This window comes from Vibrio sp. CK2-1 (assembly GCF_021726515.1).
Taxonomy (GTDB): domain Bacteria; phylum Pseudomonadota; class Gammaproteobacteria; order Enterobacterales; family Vibrionaceae; genus Vibrio.
The window spans coordinates 612,544-634,217 of record NZ_JAKKCJ010000002.1 but is presented as its reverse complement, the minus strand read 5'-3'; the positions used below and the strand labels follow the sequence as shown (position 1 = coordinate 634,217).

At 41.7% G+C, this 21,674-nt stretch carries 22 protein-coding genes; 7 read left to right on the top strand and 15 right to left on the bottom strand.

All coding sequences use genetic code 11. The annotated features are described in order from the left end of the window. Positions 1-139 precede the first annotated feature (139 nt). The 5 genes from crl to L3V25_RS07780 form a co-directional block, all read right to left on the bottom strand. Positions 140-526 carry a sigma factor-binding protein Crl gene (gene crl / locus L3V25_RS07800; RefSeq protein ID WP_237294829.1) on the bottom strand — a complete coding sequence of 129 codons (387 nt, stop codon included), beginning with the start codon at positions 524-526 and terminating at the stop codon, positions 140-142. Between the two features lie 83 nt (positions 527-609). Beyond that, complete coding sequence (frsA, locus tag L3V25_RS07795) at positions 610-1,851, bottom strand: esterase FrsA (RefSeq protein ID WP_237294828.1); 1,242 nt, start codon at positions 1,849-1,851, stop codon at positions 610-612. 27 nt (positions 1,852-1,878) lie between these two features. Further along, positions 1,879-2,157, bottom strand: coding sequence for a GNAT family N-acetyltransferase (locus tag L3V25_RS07790; RefSeq protein WP_237294827.1), 279 nt, complete (start codon positions 2,155-2,157; stop codon positions 1,879-1,881). 152 nt (positions 2,158-2,309) lie between these two features. Beyond that, positions 2,310-2,774 carry a xanthine phosphoribosyltransferase gene (gpt, locus tag L3V25_RS07785; RefSeq protein ID WP_237294826.1) on the bottom strand — a complete coding sequence of 155 codons (465 nt, stop codon included), beginning with the start codon at positions 2,772-2,774 and terminating at the stop codon, positions 2,310-2,312. A gap of 38 nt (positions 2,775-2,812) precedes the next feature. Continuing rightward, positions 2,813-4,108 carry an NCS2 family permease gene (locus L3V25_RS07780; RefSeq protein WP_237294825.1) on the bottom strand — a complete coding sequence of 432 codons (1,296 nt, stop codon included), beginning with the start codon at positions 4,106-4,108 and terminating at the stop codon, positions 2,813-2,815. A 766-nt stretch (positions 4,109-4,874) separates the two neighbouring features. Here L3V25_RS07780 and L3V25_RS07775 point away from each other — a divergent pair. After that, positions 4,875-6,347 (top strand): aminoacyl-histidine dipeptidase, encoded by a 1,473-nt coding sequence (locus L3V25_RS07775; RefSeq protein ID WP_237294824.1) that lies wholly within the window; start codon positions 4,875-4,877, stop codon positions 6,345-6,347. A gap of 72 nt (positions 6,348-6,419) precedes the next feature. On the opposite strand, the gene dinB is transcribed toward L3V25_RS07775, so the two are convergent. The 10 genes from dinB to bolA form a co-directional block, all read right to left on the bottom strand. Further along, positions 6,420-7,478 carry a DNA polymerase IV gene (gene dinB / locus L3V25_RS07770; protein ID WP_237294823.1) on the bottom strand — a complete coding sequence of 353 codons (1,059 nt, stop codon included), beginning with the start codon at positions 7,476-7,478 and terminating at the stop codon, positions 6,420-6,422. 149 nt (positions 7,479-7,627) lie between these two features. Next, positions 7,628-7,861: a (Na+)-NQR maturation NqrM gene (gene nqrM, locus L3V25_RS07765; RefSeq protein ID WP_089122487.1), complete on the bottom strand. Its 234-nt coding sequence runs from the start codon at positions 7,859-7,861 to the stop codon at positions 7,628-7,630. A gap of 12 nt (positions 7,862-7,873) precedes the next feature. After that, on the bottom strand, positions 7,874-8,884 hold the full coding sequence (locus L3V25_RS07760) for an FAD:protein FMN transferase (RefSeq protein WP_237294992.1): 1,011 nt from the start codon (positions 8,882-8,884) through the stop codon (positions 7,874-7,876). 189 nt (positions 8,885-9,073) lie between these two features. Then, on the bottom strand, positions 9,074-10,306 hold the full coding sequence (gene nqrF / locus L3V25_RS07755; RefSeq protein WP_237294822.1) for an NADH:ubiquinone reductase (Na(+)-transporting) subunit F: 1,233 nt from the start codon (positions 10,304-10,306) through the stop codon (positions 9,074-9,076). Positions 10,307-10,337: 31 nt separating this feature from the next. Then, positions 10,338-10,934 (bottom strand): NADH:ubiquinone reductase (Na(+)-transporting) subunit E, encoded by a 597-nt coding sequence (gene nqrE / locus L3V25_RS07750; protein WP_089122485.1) that lies wholly within the window; start codon positions 10,932-10,934, stop codon positions 10,338-10,340. Between the two features lie 5 nt (positions 10,935-10,939). Next, positions 10,940-11,569 (bottom strand): NADH:ubiquinone reductase (Na(+)-transporting) subunit D, encoded by a 630-nt coding sequence (locus tag L3V25_RS07745; protein ID WP_237294821.1) that lies wholly within the window; start codon positions 11,567-11,569, stop codon positions 10,940-10,942. Continuing rightward, positions 11,569-12,339, bottom strand: a complete 771-nt coding sequence (locus L3V25_RS07740; RefSeq protein ID WP_237294820.1) for a Na(+)-translocating NADH-quinone reductase subunit C — start codon at positions 12,337-12,339, stop codon at positions 11,569-11,571. The genes L3V25_RS07745 and L3V25_RS07740 overlap by 1 nt, the downstream gene beginning before the upstream one ends. Further along, entirely contained in the window at positions 12,329-13,573 is a 1,245-nt protein-coding gene (locus tag L3V25_RS07735; RefSeq protein WP_144229697.1) for an NADH:ubiquinone reductase (Na(+)-transporting) subunit B, read from the bottom strand. Before L3V25_RS07735 ends, L3V25_RS07740 begins: the two co-directional genes overlap by 11 nt. 3 nt (positions 13,574-13,576) lie before the next feature. Then, the gene (locus L3V25_RS07730) at positions 13,577-14,917 is read right to left on the bottom strand and encodes a Na(+)-translocating NADH-quinone reductase subunit A (RefSeq protein ID WP_237294819.1); all 1,341 of its coding nucleotides are present in this window, start codon (positions 14,915-14,917) and stop codon (positions 13,577-13,579) included. 366 nt (positions 14,918-15,283) lie between these two features. Then, positions 15,284-15,592 carry a transcriptional regulator BolA gene (gene bolA, locus L3V25_RS07725; RefSeq protein WP_237294818.1) on the bottom strand — a complete coding sequence of 103 codons (309 nt, stop codon included), beginning with the start codon at positions 15,590-15,592 and terminating at the stop codon, positions 15,284-15,286. Between the two features lie 169 nt (positions 15,593-15,761). Between bolA and L3V25_RS07720 the strand changes: the two genes are divergently transcribed. The 6 genes from L3V25_RS07720 (at position 15,762) to L3V25_RS07695 (ending at position 21,646) form a co-directional block, all read left to right on the top strand. Further along, a complete protein-coding gene (locus L3V25_RS07720; protein WP_237294817.1) occupies positions 15,762-16,925 on the top strand; it encodes a methyltransferase in 1,164 nt (387 codons plus the stop codon). An 11-nt stretch (positions 16,926-16,936) separates the two neighbouring features. Further along, on the top strand, positions 16,937-17,512 hold the full coding sequence (locus tag L3V25_RS07715) for a YajG family lipoprotein (RefSeq protein WP_237294816.1): 576 nt from the start codon (positions 16,937-16,939) through the stop codon (positions 17,510-17,512). Further along, complete coding sequence (locus tag L3V25_RS07710) at positions 17,512-18,054, top strand: peptidylprolyl isomerase (RefSeq protein ID WP_276574036.1); 543 nt, start codon at positions 17,512-17,514, stop codon at positions 18,052-18,054. Before L3V25_RS07715 ends, L3V25_RS07710 begins: the two co-directional genes overlap by 1 nt. A 121-nt stretch (positions 18,055-18,175) precedes the next feature. Then, the gene (locus L3V25_RS07705) at positions 18,176-19,519 is read left to right on the top strand and encodes an MFS transporter (RefSeq protein ID WP_237294815.1); all 1,344 of its coding nucleotides are present in this window, start codon (positions 18,176-18,178) and stop codon (positions 19,517-19,519) included. 272 nt (positions 19,520-19,791) lie between these two features. Continuing rightward, on the top strand, positions 19,792-20,625 hold the full coding sequence (locus L3V25_RS07700) for an outer membrane protein OmpK (RefSeq protein WP_237294814.1): 834 nt from the start codon (positions 19,792-19,794) through the stop codon (positions 20,623-20,625). A gap of 133 nt (positions 20,626-20,758) precedes the next feature. Next, entirely contained in the window at positions 20,759-21,646 is an 888-nt protein-coding gene (locus L3V25_RS07695; RefSeq protein ID WP_237294813.1) for a 2-dehydropantoate 2-reductase, read from the top strand. Positions 21,647-21,674 lie beyond the last annotated feature (28 nt).

Sequence of the window (21,674 nt, the reverse complement as noted above, 5' to 3'; positions counted from 1 at the left end):
TATCCAAGTAACTTGGGTATAAGATATCTTGATGTTGTATCAATACAAGCGCCATTTCACAAGTAAAAGATAAGGCGTGTTGCGGATAATCCACAAACACGCCCTACAATATTCTCTATTCAGATAATGTTGCGGCTAATTAAAGAGTATCAACCGAGTTTTTATGAAGACTAACCGTGTAGTTGTAATTTCCAGACAATACAGAAACAAGCTTTTTATGGAATTCTTCTAATGTCCTTTCCACTTCAAGTTGTGATTTTTTAGGGATCGCTATATCAACCCAATCGCCTTTTTCATCGTATTTACCCAAGGTGTAGTTGGCGACAAAGTTATCTTCTTGCTTGTTTAACTCTAACCACCAGCCCCAAAACTCTCTTAACTCCGGTGACTTTTTATCATCGACACAGACAGACAAGCAATCAAACAAGTAAGTACCCGACTCGTATTCACCTTCACGTAAATAAGGGCCAATCGCTTTCAAAGCGGTCATTAAACGATAGTGAGTTGGTGCAGAAGCGTCAGTCATTGAATTCTCCATACATTATTATTAAAGAAGATCAACAATCCATTGACCCTGGTTATCTATAGTTCACTATTCGATCACAAATGTCACTTTTTGAGTGCTACTTTCAACCAGTCGACTGCAGAAGTGAGCGCTTGATCATAACCTTGTGAAATTGACTTTGTTCTCAATTCAATCGCTTTTCCACCCTGACTAAAACTTGCCAGACTTTGATTATCCATCTTAGAACCTACCGGATCACCTTCTAACCCCAGCGCTAAAATTGGTACGGTGGTTTTTCTACCGGCAAGCAAGCCTTGTGATTTCAATGACCAAGCGCGAACTTGTTTAGAAAAGCTCGCAATATCCACGGCGTTTTTACCCATACGAGACGCCAAAGCGTCCAAGTACATCTTCGGCATTATGCTGAATTTATTCGCATCAGACAGTAGATCATGAATGGGAGCACCTAAAGCAACGCACGCTGCTATTTTGTCTTGCTCGATAAATGAAAGCCTTGCCATCACATTACCGGCAAATCGAAAACCAACTAAGCCCACTTTATAGTGATCAACCCAAGGGATATTTGGCAATTCATTGAGTACCGCTTGATGTAGGCAGCTTGAATCTTCGGTCATTGACCAATGGATATTGGCACCAACGCCCGGCATATCAACGGTAAGCATGCCTATCTCATGTTTGGCAAGAAAGTCTCGAAATAAACGCCACATGTCGGTTTGTAGGCTATCAATTCCAGCACTCACGATCACAACAGGTAGCGACTTTTCAGTGTGAGGTAGGTGAAGATTAGCCATGATCTTTTTGTTTTTATATGGGATTTTCAGTTGCTTTGTGACATAAGGGCTATGTTCCATCGCATCAGAATACGCTTTATTGGCAAGCACTTGAGCCTGAATAGAGAGATTATCCCCTTTAAGGTGTGGGTAACTGGCAACGCTAAAGCATAAGCTTGCGATAAAGTACTCATCTGAGGCGGCTTCACCTTTCAATAACGCTGCTTTTTTCTGATGAATCGCGCCTTGTTGGCTCCATTCATACGACCAATTTCCCGGGCGGTAGCCTGCTATCGTATCAAGCCAATCGGGATGATTATGTTTGTTCCCTGAACTGGCGATGCGAGCAAGGACTGATTCAATTTCAATCGGATCTAACCCCTGCCAAATCCACTGCATACGACGCAAAGCTCGATACCAGGCACTTTTGCTGCGTTTTTGGTTGGTATCTAACAAGTCCTGACTTTCTGATAGATAACTGATGAAACTCGACGTTTCTTTGGCATGCTGATGTTTTTTAAACAGTGATTCAGACAAATTCTTACTTGGTTCCAAGGGACATCTCCACTCGTTTTTCAATCATTACTTCGCCAGCAAATGCTGCCATTGAGCATGACGCTCTAGATATACCACCGCGTAACTACAAACCGGCCGGACTTTTAGATTATGCGCATCAATATCAGCCAACACGGTTTCCATTAAGATTTTGCCACAACCTTGTCCGCGCAATTCATCGGGCACGAAAGTATGGGTAATGGTTAAAACATCATTATGTTGGAGATAGTCTAAATGCGCCCAATAATTCGCTGCCACTTCAACTTCATAACGCTGCTTGGATTGATCATGTTTGAGTGCGGTCATATAAAATCCTTCAAATAAAAATCAATAGCTCGGATGGGAATAACTAGAATAACGCTTACCGCCTAGGTTATGCCAATCAATTCATCGCAAAACAAATAAAAAACCCCACACCGTAGTGCAGGGTTTAATCAATCAGTCAGTAAGGTGCTGAATTACTTTTGCTTGCGATTAACTGGTTCTTCAAATTGAAGCGTCATATCCCAAGGCTGCTCGATCCAAGTATCTTGAGCAATATCGACAATATAGTCATCGACAAGCTCTTGGCCGGCAGGTTTAGCACATACTGTAATAAGCTTAGCTTTAGGGTACATCTCGCGAATATGGCGAGCAGTATCACCGCTATCGACTAAATCATCGACGATTAGGAAACCTTCACCGTCACCTTCAATCGTTTTTAAGACTTTCATTTCACGCTGGTGATCGTGGTCGTAGCTAGAGATACAAATTGTATCAACGTAGCGAATACCAAGTTCACGAGCCAAAATAGCTGCAGGTACTAAACCACCACGGCTCACACCAACAATACCTTTCCACTGTTCAGCTGGCATTTGTTTGGCCGCTAATTGACGACAATACATTTGCATATTGTCCCAAGTGATAATGAATTTATTACTCATAAAATAAAACCTGCTTTGTTTTTGTTTCTAAGATGCAATTAAGCACCCGTAAGAATGAATTTCAACAAGAATACTAAGGCTAGAATCCAAACGCCAATGTTCACTTCACGCGCTTTACCGCTAAGTAGTTTAATCGCTGCATAGGTCACAAAACCCATTGCGATACCTTCAGCAATCGAGAAAGTTAATGGCATTAATAAGCAAACTACAGCCACTGGTGCCGCTTCACTTAAATCGTCCCACTCAATATTAACAAGGCCTGATAGCATCAAGATAGCTACATAAAATAAGGCGCCTGTTGTTGCATAGGCTGGAACCATTCCGGCTAATGGTGAGAAGAATAATGCAAGAAGGAATAAAATACCAACGACAACCGCAGTTAAACCTGTACGACCACCTACAGCAACACCAGCAGTACTCTCAACAAATGATGTAGTATTTGACGTACCTAATAATGCACCGATTGAAGTGGCAGTTGAATCAGATAAAAGCGCTTTATTCAAACGAGGGATCTTGCCATCTTTACCAATAAAGCCGGCTTTATTTGCTACACCGACTAATGTGCCAGCGGTATCAAATAAATCAACAAACAAGAAAGCAAACACAACTGAGATCATGCCTACATCTAAAATTGCAGAGAAATCAAGCTGCAAGAAAGTAGGTGCAATACTTGGTGGCATTGAAACAATCCCGCCATAAGCCACATCACCTAAAATCACACCAATTGCCGTAATCGCCAAAATAGCAATCATTACCGCCGCTTTGAAGCCACGATGAACTAATACGATGGTTAATATAAAACCTAGTGCGCCTAAAATAGCAGGGATTGAGGTTAAATCCCCCACGGTAACCAATGTTGCTGGACTACCGACTACGATACCTGCATTTTTTAATGCAATTAACGCTAAGAAAAGACCAATACCAGCAGAAATACCTAAACGTAATGACATCGGAATCGAATTAATAATAAGCTCACGAATTTTAAATAAGCTTAATATGATGAATAGGATACCCGAGCAAAATACTGCTGCCAAAGCGACCTGCCAAGTGTGTCCCATTCCTAGTACAACCGTGTAGGTAAAGAAAGCATTTAGCCCCATACCTGGCGCTTGAGCAATTGGGTAGTTTGCGTAAAAGCCCATAATGAAACAGCCAATTGCAGCAGCAAGACACGTAGCCACAAACACTGAGCCATGATCCATTCCAGCTTGAGATAAAATTGCAGGGTTAACAAAAATAATATAAGCCATCGTCAAGAACGTCGTAACGCCGGCTAAGACTTCGGTTTTCACGTTGGTACCGTGCTCCGATAACTTAAATAACTTTTCTAACATGTGATGTCCCTAAAGTGTGCGTAGCAGCAAAGTTTAAACGATTGCGCAATCGTTTGAATAAAAAGGCGTGTAGTTTTCCAAATAATGATAATGAAAGCAATCTGTATCTGATACAAATATCAATTTTAATGATTTTTGCTCGAGATGCCTCAACGATTTCCCCCAAAATGGCTTCAAGATGCAAATTACTTGGGTCTACGAATAAAAAAAAGCCACCTAAACAGTAGGTGGCGATAGAATTCTGTAACCTTAGCGATCCATCTATTCCAAACAATAAGGGGTAATACAAACAAACATCGGCTCTCTTTAATAACGAGTACCCTAAATAATGGATACCACTTGCTATCAGTCACTCAATATTTGCACACATCTAAGACAGCAATCACTCCGTGTTTACTATCATTAAATAAGTGACGAGATAATACACGATCGGTAATTAAATTACGAGTTATATTTACAGCCACAGTTATCGAGAAGAATACACAAGAGCGATCACTAAATTTAGTAATAAAATTACACAACAGTAAGAATGGCTAAGTTTCAAAGTTTGATACACCTCAATTGAAGGCATTTATCTTATCTCTATGCTGTACATCCCGCCTTTCAAGTAGCATTATTCTACTTATACTATGTATACCCACAGTAATTATCGCGCGGTAAACGAAAGTACGCAGTCAACAAAGCGGTAACTTCGAGTACCAAGGGTATAATTCTACTATCCTTTTTTAACACCATAAGGGTAGCAATATTCAGTTAGGAGTCTTTTGTGTCGAATCAACATTCTGAAATCAGTCAACTATCCCCTCAACCTGTCTGGCAATTTTTCGATAAAATCTGCTCCATTCCTCATCCTTCAAAACATGAGGCAGCGCTTGCTCAGTACATCGTTGAATGGGCAACCTCACAGAACTTACCTGTTAAACGTGATGATGCAGGTAATGTTTTTATTACTAAGCCTGCAACCGCGGGAATGGAAAACAAGAAGAAAGTCGTTCTTCAAGCGCATATTGATATGGTGCCGCAAAAAAATGAAGACACAGCACACGACTTCACTAAAGATCCTATCCAACCATATATTGATGGTGAGTGGGTAACCGCGAAAGGGACCACACTAGGTGCTGACAACGGTATGGGCATGGCTTCATGCTTAGCGGTTCTCGCTTCAACAGACATTAAACATGGCCCATTAGAAGTATTACTGACCATTGATGAAGAAGCGGGTATGACAGGTGCTTTTGCACTACAAGAAGGCTGGCTTGATGCGGATATCCTGCTGAACACCGATTCAGAGCAGGAAGGCGAAATCTACATGGGTTGTGCCGGTGGTGTAAACGCTTCAATCATTTTTGATCTAGAGCGTGACGCAATGCCAAGCGACCACACTACTCTAAAACTTGCCGTTAAAGGCTTGAAAGGTGGTCACTCTGGCTGTGATATTCACACTGGCCGCGGTAATGCCAATAAATTCCTTGCTCGCTTCCTAGCCAACCAAGCGAAAAATTTAGATTTACACGTGATTGAATTCCAAGGTGGTAGTCTTCGTAATGCCATTCCACGTGAAGCCGCTGCGATTATCGCCGTACCAACAGCAAAACAAGCTGAACTGACAGAGGCATTCAATCAATACACGGCTTTAGTTCAACAAGAACTAGGTCAAGTTGAGACTGCGCTGACTAGCCAAATTTCAGAAGCTAGCAGCCAATTCTCACCATTAACTCAATCTATTCAATCACGCTTTATTGCCGCATTAAATAGCTGTCCAAACGGCGTAATTCGTATGGATGACAATATTGAAGGTGTGGTGGAAACGTCATTAAACGTAGGCGTAATCACAACAGAAGAAAACAAAATCACCATTCTTTGCCTAGTCCGCTCCTTGATTGATTCTGGCCGCGAAATGGTTGAAGGTACTTTGGCATCGCTAGCGGAACTTGCTGGCGCAAATATTCAATTTGATGGTGCTTACCCTGGCTGGAAACCAGATCCGGATTCACAAATCATGCATATCTTCCGTGATGTTTATGAAGGTATTTATGGTCGTAAACCAAATATCATGGTGATCCACGCAGGTCTTGAGTGTGGTCTATTCAAAAAACCATACCCGAATATGGATATGATTTCGTTTGGCCCAACCATTAAGTTCCCACATTCTCCAGATGAAAAAGTAGAGATCGCCAGCGTGGCACTTTACTGGGAACAGATGATTGCCATTTTGGAAAATATTCCAGAAAAAGAGTAAATACGTTGCTCGGTTAGCGTGTCTCGTTTCTCGATTAGCCCTCGAGAAACGAGACTCGGCACTCGAGAGTCGTTAAATCAAACAAAGTTGCCTTTCCATTTCCTCTGGCTTTAGCATCACACTCACTCCAAGCAAACGTATTTCACGCCCCTTTTGTCGAGTCAGTACTTCTTGTAGCAATTGTTTATAATCTTCTAGCGTAAATAACTGAGCATTGTGCTCAATGGTCGTTTGTTGAAAATCGGCAAACTTCACTTTGATACCTTGCTTAGTGATTGCTTTTGATGGTGAGGCTTTAAGTAAGCGCTTATCTAATTCTGGGTAGAGCTTTTGTTCAATAACTTGCCAGCACTCATCAAAGCTTGAAATGTTCTCACTAAAGGTTCTTTCAACTCCTACCGATTTACGATTGCGTTCAACCACCACTTCACGATTATCAATGCCATTACTTTTCTTCCATAAAGAAGCGCCCAGCAAGCCAAACTGTCCTAATAAATCACGATAATTCGATTGCCTAACATCCAAGCAAGTATACAAACCAGCTTGATGTAGCTTCTCAATGGTTACCTTGCCAACTCCCGGAATTTTTTCTAGCGTTAGACCATCAATCGTTTGCTGAACTTTCTCAGGTGGAATAACAGCAATACCATTGGGTTTATTGAGATCAGAGGCGATCTTGGCTAAGAATTTGAGTGGAGCAACGCCTGCTGATGCGGTGAGATTGAGTTCACGCTCAATATCGGCCCGAATGGCTTCCGCAATTAAAGTTGCCGAACCATGGAGCATTTTACTATTGGTGACATCTAAATAAGCTTCATCTAGGGATAGCGGTTCAATCACTGAGGTATAACGGGAAAATATCTCTCGGATCTGCTTTGATACTTGGCGATAAACATCCATTCGTCCATGTACCAAAGTTAAACGGGGACATAGTTGATAAGCTTTTGCCGTGGGTAGTGCTGATCGCACACCGTATTGACGCGCTATGTAGTTACAAGTGCTGATCACGCCGCGCTGCTTACTGCTTCCCCCTACCGCAAGTGGGACATCACGATATTGAGGAAAATCTCTCATTTCCACCGCAGCAAAAAAGCAGTCCATATCAATATGAATAATTTTACGATCAGCCATCACTACAATCCGTCGCCACTATAATCAGAACAATCACTGTATAAAAACACAGTTAAATAATAGCTCTATTTCTCAAAAGTACCAAGCAATAAAAATGCCCCAACTCTTACAAGAAGGGGCATTAAAATAGAAATACGGCTTTTAAATCATTACATGATTCGCTCGTTTTCCCATTTCGCTAATTTTTCTGCTCTTAGGGCTGCTTTCGCTTCACGCTTTTTACGTGCGTCACACGGTTCAGGGCAATTGCAGACTTTATCGACGCCTACCGCACCTAAACCACCACAGCTGCCTTTTACCACTTTCTTTTGAAAGATGTAGCCGACAGACATTGCTGCAATGACAGCCAAAAATATTAAAAATGTAATTCCATAAGTTGCCATGAAGCACCTCGTTTATTGTGTGTCTTTCAAATACGGCTTAAACGCATCTGAGCTGAATTCTTTAAAACCATCTTCTGTTTTTACGATATATAAAACAGGGATATTATTTTGATTGGCAATGCGCAATCCGTCTACTTCACCCAAAACCATCAGGCCAGTCGACAAACCATCTGCAGTCATACAAGATGGATTCAGAACCGTCACTGACACCACTTTATTACTAATCGGGTTGCCTGTCTTCGGATTAATAATATGCGAGTAGCGAACACCGTCTTCTTCAAAGTAGTTACGGTAGTCACCTGACGTGGCAATCGCCATATCACCTGGTTCAATAATATTTTCCACTGAACGCTGGTTAGCAACTGGCTTTTCGACTGCGATACGCCATGATACACCATCACGGTTCTTACCTTTAACGCGAATTTCACCGCCCACTTCAACCATGTAATTATGAATGCCTACAGACTCTAAGTAGTCGGCAACTTCATCAGTACCACGACCTTTCGCAATACTTGATAAATCAACATACAACTCTGGAATATCTTTGATTAATGCATCACCGGTTTCGCTTAGATGCTCAATACCCGTTACTTTGCGACGCTCAGATAACATTTCAGGTGTTGGCACTACGTCAGGACGATCTTCTGGTCCAAAGCCCCAAAGGTTCACAATAGGCCCAACCGTGACATCCATCGCACCTTCAGTTAGCTTATTAATACGCAATGCTTCACGTACTACCGCTGCGGTATCACTAGAGACAGGAAAAGGTTCATTACTCGTATGTTGGTTAAAACGGCTTAATTCAGAGTCCTCTCTGTAGGTCGACATTTCATCGTTAACCTTTTCCAACACTTTGTCGATTTCTTTTTGTAAAACGTCAGGCTTTGGCTGCTCATCTTGAACAATGTACTTAACATTATAACCAGTCCCCATAGTAGGGCCTGATAAGTGCACTTGCTCTGCTGGCTTAGAACAACCAGTTAACAATAAACCAGAAACAATGATAAAAAGCCAAGTTTTCACTGACTTAGCAAGTTGAATCATTCGTAATTTCACTTGCTTACTCCTTTAAGAGGTATTGATAAAAACATTAGAAATCAGCGATAAATACGTTGCGGATCTACCCATTTCTAATGATTCTAAAAAACTATTCGCTTTAAAAAACAATGGCTGACTTAAGTAAGTCAGCCATTATTATCAGAGGCTTAGTGATTAGCCGCCGAAATCATCCAATAGAATGTTTTCGTCTTCTACACCAAGATCTTTCAACAATCCGATAACGGCTGCGTTCATCATTGGTGGACCACACATGTAGTATTCACAATCTTCTGGGGCTTCATGATCTCTCAAGTAGCTTTCATATAGAACATTGTGGATAAAGCCCGTCTTACCTTCCCAGTTATCTTCAGGAAGTGGATCAGACAATGCACAGTGCCATTCAAAGTTTTCATTCTCAGCAGCTAGACCATCAAAGTCTTCTACATAGAACATTTCACGCTTAGAACGAGCACCATACCAGAAGCTCATCTTGCGCTTAGACTTCAGACGCTTAAGCTGATCGAAGATATGTGAACGCATTGGTGCCATACCCGCACCACCGCCAACAAATACCATTTCAGCATCAGTATCTTTCGCGAAGAACTCACCAAATGGACCTGAAATCGTACACTTGTCACCTGGTTTCAGAGACCAAATGTAAGAAGACATGATACCTGGTGGTACATCAGGATTATTAGGCGGCGGCGTAGCGATACGCACGTTCAGCATAATAATACCTTCTTCTTCTGGGTAGTTCGCCATCGAGTATGCACGAATGGTTTCTTCTTCCACTTTTGATTCGTAGCGGAACAAGTTGAACTTTTCCCAATCTTCACGATATTCCTGAGGAATATCAAAGTCAGAGTACTTAATATGGTGCGCTGGCGCTTCAATTTGAATATAACCACCTGCACGGAATGGTACAGACTCACCATCAGGGATCGCAATCTTAAATTCTTTGATGAAGGTTGCTTCGTTATTGTTAGAAATAACTTCACATTCCCATTTTTTCACACCAAAGATTTCTTCCGGCAATTCAATATCCATGTCAGTTTTCACGTTAACTTGACAAGCTAAACGTTCACCTTCACGGGCTTCGCCTTTAGAGATGTGATCCAATTCTGTTGGTAGAATATCACCACCGCCAGATTTAATTTTAACGCGACACTGGCCACAAGAACCACCGCCACCACAAGCTGAAGACACGAAGATGCCAGAGCTTGATAGTGCGCCAAGTAGCTTGCTACCTGCTGTCGTAATAATGGCTTTCTCAGGATCGCCATTTACAGAAATCGTAATGTCACCATCTGGAACCAGTTTAGATTTAGCGAATAAAATCACTAAAACTAAAGCTAGAACGATCAGAGTAAACATCGCGACGCCAAGGAGAATAACATTAGTATCCATCGATTATTCCTTATGTTTGGGGGCGTTTACCCTAAAGTTGAATACCAGAGAAAGACATAAAGCCTAACGCCATAAGACCCGCAGTGATGAAAGTAATACCTAGGCCACGTAGACCAGGAGGTACATCTGAATATTTCATCTTCTCACGGATACCTGCTAACGCAACGATAGCTAACATCCAACCTAAACCTGAACCGAAGCCATATACGATTGACTCTGTGAAGTTATAGTCACGTTGAACCATGAACGACACACCACCAAAGATGGCACAGTTAACGGTAATTAACGGTAGGAAAATACCTAGTGCGTTGTACAAAGGTGGGAAAAAGCGGTCAAGCACCATTTCCAAGATTTGTACTAGTGCGGCAATAACACCGATGAAAGTGATGAAGTTAAGGAAGCTTAAATCCACTCCCTGAACCAAGGCATCTTCTTTCAGAATATAGGTATAAACTAGGTTGTTTACTGGTACCGCTACAGTTAGTACAACAACAACCGCAATACCAAGACCGATAGAGGTTTTTACTTTTTTCGATACCGCTAGGAACGTACACATGCCTAAGAAGAAAGACAGCGCCATGTTCTCAATGAAGATCGAACGAACGAGTAAGCTAATATAATGTTCCACTGCGATTACTCCTTAGCTTCTACTTGTTCTGGTTTCATTGTACGGATAACCCAAATTAAGAAACCAATGATGAAGAATGCAGAAGGCGCAAGTAACATCATACCGTTTGGCTGATACCAACCACCGTCTGAAATTAATGGCAACACTTGCATACCGAAGATACTACCTGAACCTAAAAGCTCACGGAAGAAGCCTACTACGATCAATACAAAGCCGTAGCCTAGACCATTCGCAATACCATCAATAAATGACGGGAATGGTGCTTCTTTCATTGCAAATGCTTCAGCGCGGCCCATTACGATACAGTTAGTAATGATCAAACCAACGAATACCGATAGCTGCTTCGAAATATCGAAGAAGTATGCGCGTAATACTTGGTCTACCACGATTACTAACGATGCGATGATCGCCATTTGTACAATAATACGAACACTATTAGGAATGTGATTACGCATTAGAGATACGAACAAGTTAGAAAATGCGGTTACAAACATTACAGCTAATGTCATAACAAATGCGGTTTCCAACTTAGTGGTTACTGCCAATGCAGAACAAACACCTAGCACTTGTAGTGCAATCGGGTTGTTATCTAACACTGGAGCAACAATAGATTTTCTTAAGTCTTTTGCACTCATTAGTTCAGTTCTCCTGCTCGTACTTTAGCTAGGAAAGGACCGTAGGCCTTATCACCTAACCAGAAGTCGAAAATGTGCTGAACACCATTACTTGTTAGCGTTGCGCCAGACAAACCATCAATACCGTGTTCAGATCCTTCAGGTGCTCCACCTTTTACGATCTTAATTGCAGGTTGATTGTTTTCATCAAACAATTTCTTACCTTCAAATTGAGCACGCCATTTAGGGTTTTCAACTTCACCACCAAGTCCCGGAGTTTCACCTTGCTCATAGAATGTGATGTCACTTACTGTGTTACCGTCCGTTTGAACAGCAACAAATGCATACATCATAGACCAAAGGCCACTACCATTAATTGGTAAAATAACTTCTTTAACTTGCTCGCCGTCTTTCACTAAGTAAACCAGGCCTTTATTCGGAAGACGCAAAATTTTTGCGATATCTTCATCAGCTGATAGCTTAGTCGATTGACTTGGATCTTTTGCTGCAGCACGCATGTCATATTGAGTTGCGTCACCTTCTGCAAATTCTCCAGTAGAGAAGTCAATTAAACGAGGTTCAATGCTTTCATGGTAGATAGATTGGATCTCGTCTGCATTTTTCGCATCAAAACCAGCAACCGCTACGATGTTACTTTGAACATCAAGTTTAGCATTTGCTACTTGTTTTGGTTTTAATAGTACCGCTGCCGTTGATACTACAACTGAACACACAAGGCTCAGAGCAATAACGGTAACTAGGGTACCTTTAATGGAGTCTTTATTTGCCATAGCGAGCTTGTCTCCTCTTGACGTTCTTCTCAACGACAAAGTAATCAAATAGAGGTGCAAATAGGTTAGCAAATAGGATCGCTAGCATCATACCCTCAGGGTAGGCAGGGTTAACTACACGGATAAGCACACACATCACACCGATCAATGCACCGTACGCCCACTTACCTTTATTAGTAAATGATGCTGATACAGGATCTGTCGCCATGAAGATCATACCGAATGCAAAACCACCTAGCACTAGGTGCCAGTACCAAGGCATAGCAAACATTGGGTTAGTGTCTGAACCGATAAGGTTAAACATTGTTGATACAGCAGCCATACCAATCATTACACCCGCAATGATGCGCCATGATGCAATTCTCATATAAACGATCATCAAACCGCCAAGGATTAGAGCTAAGGTAGAAACCTCACCCATAGAACCTGGGATATTACCGATGAATGCGTCCATCCAAGAAATTGAATGACCTGTTACTGTATTCACTAATGAACCGTGACCACCTTGTGCCCACTGGCTAAGCGCCGTAGCACCAGAGAAGCCATCAGCCGCTGTCCAAACTGCATCACCAGAAATTTGTGCTGGGTAGGCAAAGAATAGGAACGCACGGCCAGCCAATGCTGGGTTTAGGAAGTTACGGCCTGTACCACCAAAGATTTCTTTAGCGACAACAACACCGAAAGTAATACCTAACGCAGCTTGCCATAGTGGTAGTGTTGGCGGAACGATTAGCGCAAACAAGATAGAAGTAACAAAGAAACCTTCGTTAACTTCATGCTTACGAATCATACAGAACAATACTTCCCAGAAGCCACCTACAGCGAAAACAACTGCGTAGATAGGTAAGAAGTAAGTTGCACCAAGCAGCATCATACTGCCCCAACCGGCTTGGTCGGTCAGTGTGCCGCCGAGCATTTCAGTTAGCCAGTAGTGCCAATCACCAGAAATGATTGTGGCAAGTTGCTCACCAGAATACATGTGGTTAAGCGCGACAATTGCTTGATGGCCAGTATTGTACATACCCCAGAACATTGCTGGAAATACCGCTAGCCAAACCATGATCATAATACGTTTTAAATCAACGCTATCACGAACATGAGAACTGCGTTTTGTTACAGTACCTGGGGTGTAAAATAGCGTTGCTGCTGCTTCATACAAAGCAAACCAACGCTCATGTTTCCCGCCAGGTTCAAAATGCGGTTCAATATCTTCTATAAATTTCTTAAGGCCCATGAATTAACCTTCCTTCTCGATCTTGTCTAGGCAATCGCGAAGTAAATCGCCATATTCATATTTGCCAGGACATACAAAGGTACATAACGCCAAATCTTCTTCATCCAGCTCTAAAACGCCTAAACGTTGTGCGCTATCAGAATCCCCAGCACAGATATCACGAAGCAACAATGTTGGTTCGATATCTAATGGCATTACACGCTCATAGTTACCGATTGGCACCATAGAACGGTCACTACCATTTGTCGTAGTGGTCATATTGAACACACGGCTTGGGAATAAGTGGCTTAAGAAAGAACGAGTCACAGAGAACTTGTGCGCGCCAGGCATTGCCCAACCGAAGAGCTCTTTTTCACGACCTTCATGAAGAACAGATACTTGTGTATGGTAACGACCAAGGTAAGCATGAGGACCTGATGCTGTAGTACCAGATAATACTGAACCAGAAATCACACGAGCTTCGCCCGGTAAAATCTCACCTTCAGTTAAATCATCTAGGTTTGCACCAATGCTAGTGCGAACTAAGCGAGGCTCTTTGATTGCAGGACCAGCTAATGAAACCACACGATCAGTGTAAATCTCGCCAGTAAGGAATAGCTTACCGAACGCGATAACGTCTTGGTAGTTTAAGCTCCAAGCAACATTTTCTAGGCTCACTGGGTACAAGTGATGCATGTGAGTTCCCGCTAAACCAGCTGGGTGAACACCTGCAAACACATGCTCTTCTACATTAGATTGAGAAGATTGTGGCAATGTTGTTGACGCTTTACACACGTATACCTTTCCATCTGTTAATACAGATAGAAGATCAAGACCGGCTGTAAAGGCTTCTGCTTGCTCATTAATAATCACGGCAGGATCTGCTGCTAGTGGATTAGTATCCATTGCAGTAACAAAGATTGCCTGAGTGGTCGAATCGATTGCTGGTACCTTGCTGAACGGACGAGTTCGCAATGCAGTCCACACACCAGATTCAACAAGTTGAGTCTTAACCACTTCACGGTCAAGCTTCGCTAGTTGATCGGCAGTGTAGCTTTCGAAAGTCACTTGGTCATTACCTGAAACTTCAATCACAACAGATTGAAGAACACGTTTTGCACCACGATTCACTTCGATAACTTTACCGCTTGCAGGTGAAGTGTATTGAACGCCAGGATTCTTTTTATCTACAAAAAGAACTTGACCCTTTTTCACTTCATCATCAACGCGAACATGCATTGTTGGACGCATGCCCACGTACTCTTCGCCAAGCAAGGCGACTGTTTTGATGGACTTGCCATCATTAATCACCTGAGCAGGAACTCCAGCAATAGGAAGATCCAAGCCCTTTTTTATTGTAATCATACGCACTTGCACTACTTTATTTTAGGGAAATAAGATTCTTTTAATTGCGTAACTTAAAGACACGACTTTTTTGTGTCCGCCTCTGATTTTTAAGTAAAAAGCAGAGTCGCAACATCCATATAAAAAGGCCTAATTTTATCAATAAGCTCTTCTAGGTGGCGTATTCTAGCATCTTTTATGAATGCCTTGCCATTCTCATTAGGGGTATTCAGCTATTTTTTTGCTGCTAAGTTAACGGGATTAAATACAAAATTGTATATATTTGAAGCACACCACAATTATCGTTATTCGTTTATTCTGAATAATGTTCTCATCGAATGAAGTTAATCCTTAACAAAAGCAAGGATTAGCCTCAATCTTCGGCATTTACTTACCGCCACCTGCACATTTTGGTGACTCTGGTACTGCCCCACTCACCTGCTGCCATTCCAATTGAGTATAAGCATGAATCGATAAAGCATGGATATGATTCTCTAGCTCATCACTTAGCGCTGCATTAATCGCACGATGGCGAGCTATCAATTTTTTATCTTCAAATTGCTCACTGACCACTACCACTTTAAAATGACTTTCTGAGCCCGGTGGTACGTTATGCATGTAGCTTTCATTTTGAACGTCTAAATGAATAGGATTAAAAGTCGCTTGTAGTTTTCTTTCGATTAGATCTTGAATCATGTTACTCACCTTCTAATTATTTCTTTCAAGATGCCATGAAAACGGTTCAAAGCTCAATGGAATTAATGTAACCATGACATTCATAATTATGTTTCTACTATCTTGTTCAAACACCTTCTGCGACAATACAACACCTCAAGTGCCTTAAGACACAGAATAAAGATAAAGTATGAAGACTGAATTAATATTACATGATCGCACCTTAACCTTGTCCCGCTTTCCTAAACGTGCCAATGAAACATTACAAGCTTGGGATGCTGGCGATGAATACTTGATTAATCATGTAGAAGAAATGGCTCTCCCTGCGGGCCAAAACATCCTCATTCTCAACGACCACTTTGGTGCGCTCTCATGTTGGTTCTCAGCGCAACATAACGTCACCATGATGAGTGATTCATTTATTTCCCACAAAGGTACTCTGAGAAATTTACAGCGAAATAAATGCCCTAAAATCCAGTTTTTAAATTGCTTGCAAGCGATCCCTCAGCAAGTTGACTTGGTATTAATGCAACTACCTAAAAGTAATCGCTTACTCACTTGGCAGCTATCTCAATTACGTAATTCCATATCAGAAGATTGCCCGGTAATTGGGGTAAATAAAGCCAAAGAAATCCATACCTCTACCCTCAATTTATTTGAGAAACACTTAGGCGAAACCAAAACCTCACTAGCTTGGAAAAAGCATCGTTTAGTGTTCTCGAAAGCCAATTGCCAACCCATCATTCCAGTACCAGCAGAATGTGAATGGCAAGTAGACAATGAAGATATCGTCTTATCTAACTATGCCAATGTCTATTCAGGTGAAAGCTTAGATCTCGGCGCAAGGTTCATGCTGGAACATATTCCGGTCGATGAAGAATTACGGCACATCATTGATCTTGGTTGTGGTAACGGAGTGTTATCTATTAAAGCCGGTCAACTTAACCCTCAAGCAAGAATCACTAGTATTGATGAAAGCTTTATGGCGGTTGCCTCTGCACAAAAGAATTTAGAAAAGAACCTTGGCCCAGATAGAAACATTCAAGTTATCGCCAATAACTGTTTAGATGGAATGAAAGACAACAGTAGTTACCTTGTATTGTGTAACCCTCCTTTCCATCAAAACAACACCATTACCGATCATATCGCTTGGCAAATGTTTTGTGATGCTAAAGATGCATTGAACCATAATGGTAAATTGCTGGTCGTAGGGAATCGACACTTAGAATATCCAACCAAGTTATCGCGCTTGTTTGGCGATCAACAAGTGACAATCGTGGCGGAAAATAATAAATTCGTCATCATTGAAGCAATCAAAAACAACGATTTAAATAAAAAACCGAATACTAAATAAGGATATATAAGATGAAAAAGCTGATTATGTTGTGCGCCGCTTTGGTGTTAACGGCTTGTGCCAGTGTTTCTCAGACTGATTTGATTAACCTCACGCCATCTTCAACACTTAGCTCAAGTAAAGTGGCTGATGGTTTAGCCTTTACTCTCACTAGCCAAGATATCCGCAGTGCGCAATTTATTGCCGTAATCAAGCATGATGGCGAAGAACAAGCTCAACCTATGCATGCAAAACAAAATGTGCGTAAAGCCTATGAAGCAGCCGTTTATCAACAGTTCTTCTCGCAAGGCTTCACTATGACTAAAAACAGCAACAACATTGTTAATGTACAAGTTGTTGATGCACTCGCGACTGTTAACCAATCTCCAATGAAATACGATATCGAAGGTAAAGTAACACTGAAAATCACTGCCGAAACACCAAACGGTAAGTTTGTTCGTACCTATACCGGTTCAGGCACCAAATCAGGCTCATTTACTGCTGATAAAACCGATGTTGAAGAAGTGATTAACCGCGTATCAAGCCGTGTATTAACCACCATTGCCAAAGATTCAGAATTAACAAAATATATGAAAGGTAACTTTTAATGAAAAAGATCTTATTTGGATTACTGATGCTATTTAGTGCAACAAGCTTTGCCGCACCAAGCGTTGAGTTTGAAACCACCATTGGTAATTTCACTATTGAACTGAACCAAAAACAAGCGCCTATTACAGTAGAAAACTTTCTAAAGTACGTTAACGATGGCAGCTATGTGGGCACTCAATTTCACCGTGTAATTCCTGGCTTTATGGCGCAAGGTGGTGGTTTTGATAAAGACATGAATGAGCGTTCAAGCTATGCACCAATTCGTAATGAAGCCAGCAACGGACTTGAAAACTTAACAACAACTGTGGCGATGGCGCGTACTAATAACCCGAATTCAGCCACTCGTCAGTTTTTCATCAACCTGAACGATAACGACTTTTTAAACTTCTCACGTAACTCTGCAGGCTATGCCGTATTTGGTAAAGTCACGGAAGGTTTTGATGTTGTAAGAGCAATGGGTCAAAAACCAACTCGCTCACTAGGCATGATGAAAGACGTTCCTGTCACACCGATTTTCATCACTAAAGTCACGGTGAAGTAACCCTTATCCATAATAAATATAATAACCTATTCAGCCATCTTAACTTGATGGCTGATTTTTCTATGCTGCAGTAATTTATTTACTTTTTTTAGCATAGCCGAGTACAACCAAGGAGAAACTCATGGCCTCTATGACCTGGAAGGCAACCATACAAACCTACTTAGATAAACGTTTATTGTGGGTGTTCATGTTAGGTTGCTCTAGCGGCTTTCCTTGGGTATTAATTGGCTCAAACATGTCTGGTTGGCTAGCCGATGCGGGCCTCAACCGTGCAACCATTGGTTATTTTGGCGCAGTATTTGCGGTTTATGCGATTAACTTCTTATGGGCTCCGTTAATTGACCGAGTGAAAATCCCACTACTGCACAAATGGCTAGGCCAGCGACGTAGTTGGATCTTTTTATGCCAAGTCATCATGTTGGTTTGCACCTTCTTCTTAGCAGGTTTAAACCCTAGTAATAATTTAATTTTAATTTCAGCATTTGCACTGGCGATCTCAACCGCTTCCGCCACTCAAGATATTGCCATCGATGCTTTTCGTATCGATAGCTTTCCTAAGAGTAACAACAGTAAACTACCACAAGCCTCTGCAATGGCGGTGATTGGTTGGTGGACGGGCTACTCTCTTCCCGGTTACCTCGCCTTTTCCAATGCCGATGCTTATGGCTGGAACGCCGTCTACTATGGCATGACCTTAGTCATCATATTACTAATGCTGTTCACTTTACTGACTGGCGAACCGGAAACACAGCGTGATCAACTGCAACATCAAGCAGAAAAACGCCATGCAAAAGTAGTCAATTCAAAAGTGGCGGCTTGGCTTACGGTAACTGTGGTTGAACCTTTCTTGGATTTCTTCCGTCGTAATGGCGTGGGTGTTGCTGTCACTTTATTACTGTTCGTTTTCCTATTCAAAATCGGCGAAGCATTTCTTGGCCGCATGTCGATTGTCTTTTATAAAGAAATCGGCTTTAGCAACGAGCAAATTGGCGAATACTCCAAATTGATCGGCTGGGGCGCAACCATGCTGTTTACCTTTGTTGGCAGTATGTTCAACGTTCGCTTTGGTATCGTGAAAGGATTAATGATGGGCGGTATCGCCATGGCAAGCAGCAACTTAATGTTTGCATGGATTGCCTCGGTTGGCCCGAATGAGCACCTACTACTTGCGACGGTATTAGTCGACAATTTCACGACTGCATTTTCAACAGTGGCGTTTGTGTCTTTCTTAACGGTATTAACCGGACAAGCATTCTCAGCGACTCAATATGCATTACTGGCTTCATTGGGTAACTTTGGCCGCACAACTCTAGCCTCATTCAGTGGTGAACTGGCAGATAGCTTAAATAGCTGGCCGCTGTTTTTTGTTGTCACCGCAATAATGGTGATCCCAAGCTTAATTATGCTGTACACACTTCGTCATTATTTCCACGATTTACTGGAAAAGGCGCGTAATCAGCAATAACGCCCTCAACTAGAAAAGCATGAAAAAACGCCAAGGCAACCGCTTGCCTTGGCGTTTTTTTGTTCTAAACTCAAAAATCTGTACAGTTTTTAGTAACTAGTTCCATCAAAGATCCAATTAATGTGATTTATATCACAATAAATATTTAGGTTTGCAGGTTTTATCACTTACAAATGAGATTGAAACCGCTATTATCTGCGCCACTTGAAAAGCCCACACCATTAATCGGTGTACCTATAAATTTAACTTAGATTAAAAGAGAGCCCCCACTCATGCGTAAAACACTTTTAGCTCTTAGTCTTGTTGCTGCGTCAGCGCCAGTTTTAGCTGCAGACTACTCAGATGACATTCATAAGAATGACTATAAGTTTCTTCAATTTAACTTGATGTATGCGTTAAATGAAAAACCTCAAACATCGCTAGATACAACTACAGGTCATGATTATCTAGAAATGGAATTTGGTGGTCGCTCAGGTATCTTTGATCTATACGGCTACGTTGATGTATTTAACTTATTAAGTGGCGATGAAGACCATAATGATAAGAAAAATGGCGAAGCAGATAAAATATTCATGAAGTTTGCGCCTCGTATGTCTATCGATGCAATGACAGGTTACGACTTATCTTTCGGCCCAGTTCAAGAGCTATACGTAGCGACCTTAATGGAATGGGATGGTGGTCAAAATACAGATTTTGGCGTTAATACTCAAAAAGTCGGTCTAGGTTCTGATATTAATGTGCCTTGGTTCGGTAAAATGGGCTTAAACCTTTACGCAACTTATGATTCAAACAAAAATGATTGGAATGGTTACCAAGTTTCGACTAACTGGTTTAAACCTTTCATCAACTTTGAAAATGGTTCATTCATTTCTTACCAAGGTTACCTTGATTACCAATTTGGTATGAAAGATAAGTATGCGTCAGCAAGCAATGGCGGCGCAATGTTCAATGGTATCTATTGGCACAGTGAGCACTACGCGGTTGGTTATGGCTTAAAGGCTTACTACAATGTATATGGCCTTAAAGATGGCTCTGACGCTGGTAACGGTGGTAACTGGGAATCAAAAGGTGTAACGCACTTCTTCGATGTAACTTACAAGTTCTAATCACTGGCAACTTAGTTGCTTGATTTAAACTATTGCTAAGCTACTGATGGCGCAGATTGAATATTCAGTCTGCGCCATTTTGCTATTTGCGATAAACTAAAACTCCGATATACGAAATAGAAATGGAAAACGAATGAAGATTGGTATCGTTGGCATTGGCGCACTAGGTTCATTATGGGCAACTAAACTGCAGCAAGCTGGGCATGATGTACTCGCAATAACTCGCGATCACTCACAGCGTTCCATTTCGATTGGACTTGATGGGCAAGCGGAGTTCAAGATTCCCGCCAATGACCTAAATCAACTCAGCACTTGCCAAGCTATTATCATCACAGTGAAATCCACTCAGGTAAAACAAGCCATAGAACCTTTGGTTGACCACTTACCTTCCAACATACCGCTTATTTTTATTCACAATGGTATGGGCGCACTAGATCAACTTAGCGAGCAGTGGAATCAGCACCCTTTATTTTTAGCCACCACTACTCAAGCCGCTTTTAAGCCAAGCTCACAACAAGTAAAACATACCGGCATTGGCCAAACCTTGATTGGGCCATATAGAGAGACCGTGAAGTTAACAGCTCAACTAGATTCCATCATCCAAGTACTGGACTCTGCCCTACCTAAGGTCATGTGGCACAAGCATATTAATGACGCGCTATGGCAAAAATTAGCCATCAATTGTGTTATTAACCCCATGACCGCGATTTACCAGTGCAAGAATGGCGAATTACTGCAAGCGCAATATAAAACGGAAATCGATAACTTAATTAATGAATGCCATCAGGTAATGCAAGCAGCAGGGCAAAGCCAATCGTTAAATGAATTAACCACCACTATTAAACATGTGATGCTTGCCACTGGCGATAATTTTTCATCCATGCATCAGGATATTCACCACCAGCGCACCACAGAAATTGAGTTCATCACTGGCTTTCTACTCAAACAAGCGCAACGCTATAATATTGATGTTCCAAACCATCAACGTCTGTTTCAGAAAATGAAACAATTAGAAGCGTAAGGCGTAGCTGTTGCGTGTTGCGTGTTGC

Bases quoted from the DNA above. Each gene is read 5' to 3' on its own strand.
- dinB (WP_237294823.1), bottom strand. From the start codon at position 7,478: ATGGCTGATCGTAAAATTATTCATATTGATATGGACTGCTTTTTTGCT.
- nqrF (WP_237294822.1), bottom strand. From the start codon at position 10,306: ATGGATACTAATGTTATTCTCCTTGGCGTCGCGATGTTTACTCTGATC.
- L3V25_RS07710 (WP_276574036.1), top strand. From the start codon at position 17,512: ATGAAAAAGATCTTATTTGGATTACTGATGCTATTTAGTGCAACAAGC.
- crl (WP_237294829.1), bottom strand. From the start codon at position 526: ATGACTGACGCTTCTGCACCAACTCACTATCGTTTAATGACCGCTTTG.
- L3V25_RS07700 (WP_237294814.1), top strand. From the start codon at position 19,792: ATGCGTAAAACACTTTTAGCTCTTAGTCTTGTTGCTGCGTCAGCGCCA.
- gpt (WP_237294826.1), bottom strand. From the start codon at position 2,774: ATGAGTAATAAATTCATTATCACTTGGGACAATATGCAAATGTATTGT.
- L3V25_RS07740 (WP_237294820.1), bottom strand. From the start codon at position 12,339: ATGGCAAATAAAGACTCCATTAAAGGTACCCTAGTTACCGTTATTGCT.
- L3V25_RS07780 (WP_237294825.1), bottom strand. From the start codon at position 4,108: ATGTTAGAAAAGTTATTTAAGTTATCGGAGCACGGTACCAACGTGAAA.
- L3V25_RS07720 (WP_237294817.1), top strand. From the start codon at position 15,762: ATGAAGACTGAATTAATATTACATGATCGCACCTTAACCTTGTCCCGC.
- L3V25_RS07695 (WP_237294813.1), top strand. From the start codon at position 20,759: ATGAAGATTGGTATCGTTGGCATTGGCGCACTAGGTTCATTATGGGCA.
- L3V25_RS07790 (WP_237294827.1), bottom strand. From the start codon at position 2,157: ATGACCGCACTCAAACATGATCAATCCAAGCAGCGTTATGAAGTTGAA.
- nqrM (WP_089122487.1), bottom strand. From the start codon at position 7,861: ATGGCAACTTATGGAATTACATTTTTAATATTTTTGGCTGTCATTGCA.
- L3V25_RS07735 (WP_144229697.1), bottom strand. From the start codon at position 13,573: ATGGGCCTTAAGAAATTTATAGAAGATATTGAACCGCATTTTGAACCT.
- bolA (WP_237294818.1), bottom strand. From the start codon at position 15,592: ATGATTCAAGATCTAATCGAAAGAAAACTACAAGCGACTTTTAATCCT.
- L3V25_RS07715 (WP_237294816.1), top strand. From the start codon at position 16,937: ATGAAAAAGCTGATTATGTTGTGCGCCGCTTTGGTGTTAACGGCTTGT.
- L3V25_RS07745 (WP_237294821.1), bottom strand. From the start codon at position 11,569: ATGAGTGCAAAAGACTTAAGAAAATCTATTGTTGCTCCAGTGTTAGAT.
- L3V25_RS07730 (WP_237294819.1), bottom strand. From the start codon at position 14,917: ATGATTACAATAAAAAAGGGCTTGGATCTTCCTATTGCTGGAGTTCCT.
- L3V25_RS07705 (WP_237294815.1), top strand. From the start codon at position 18,176: ATGGCCTCTATGACCTGGAAGGCAACCATACAAACCTACTTAGATAAA.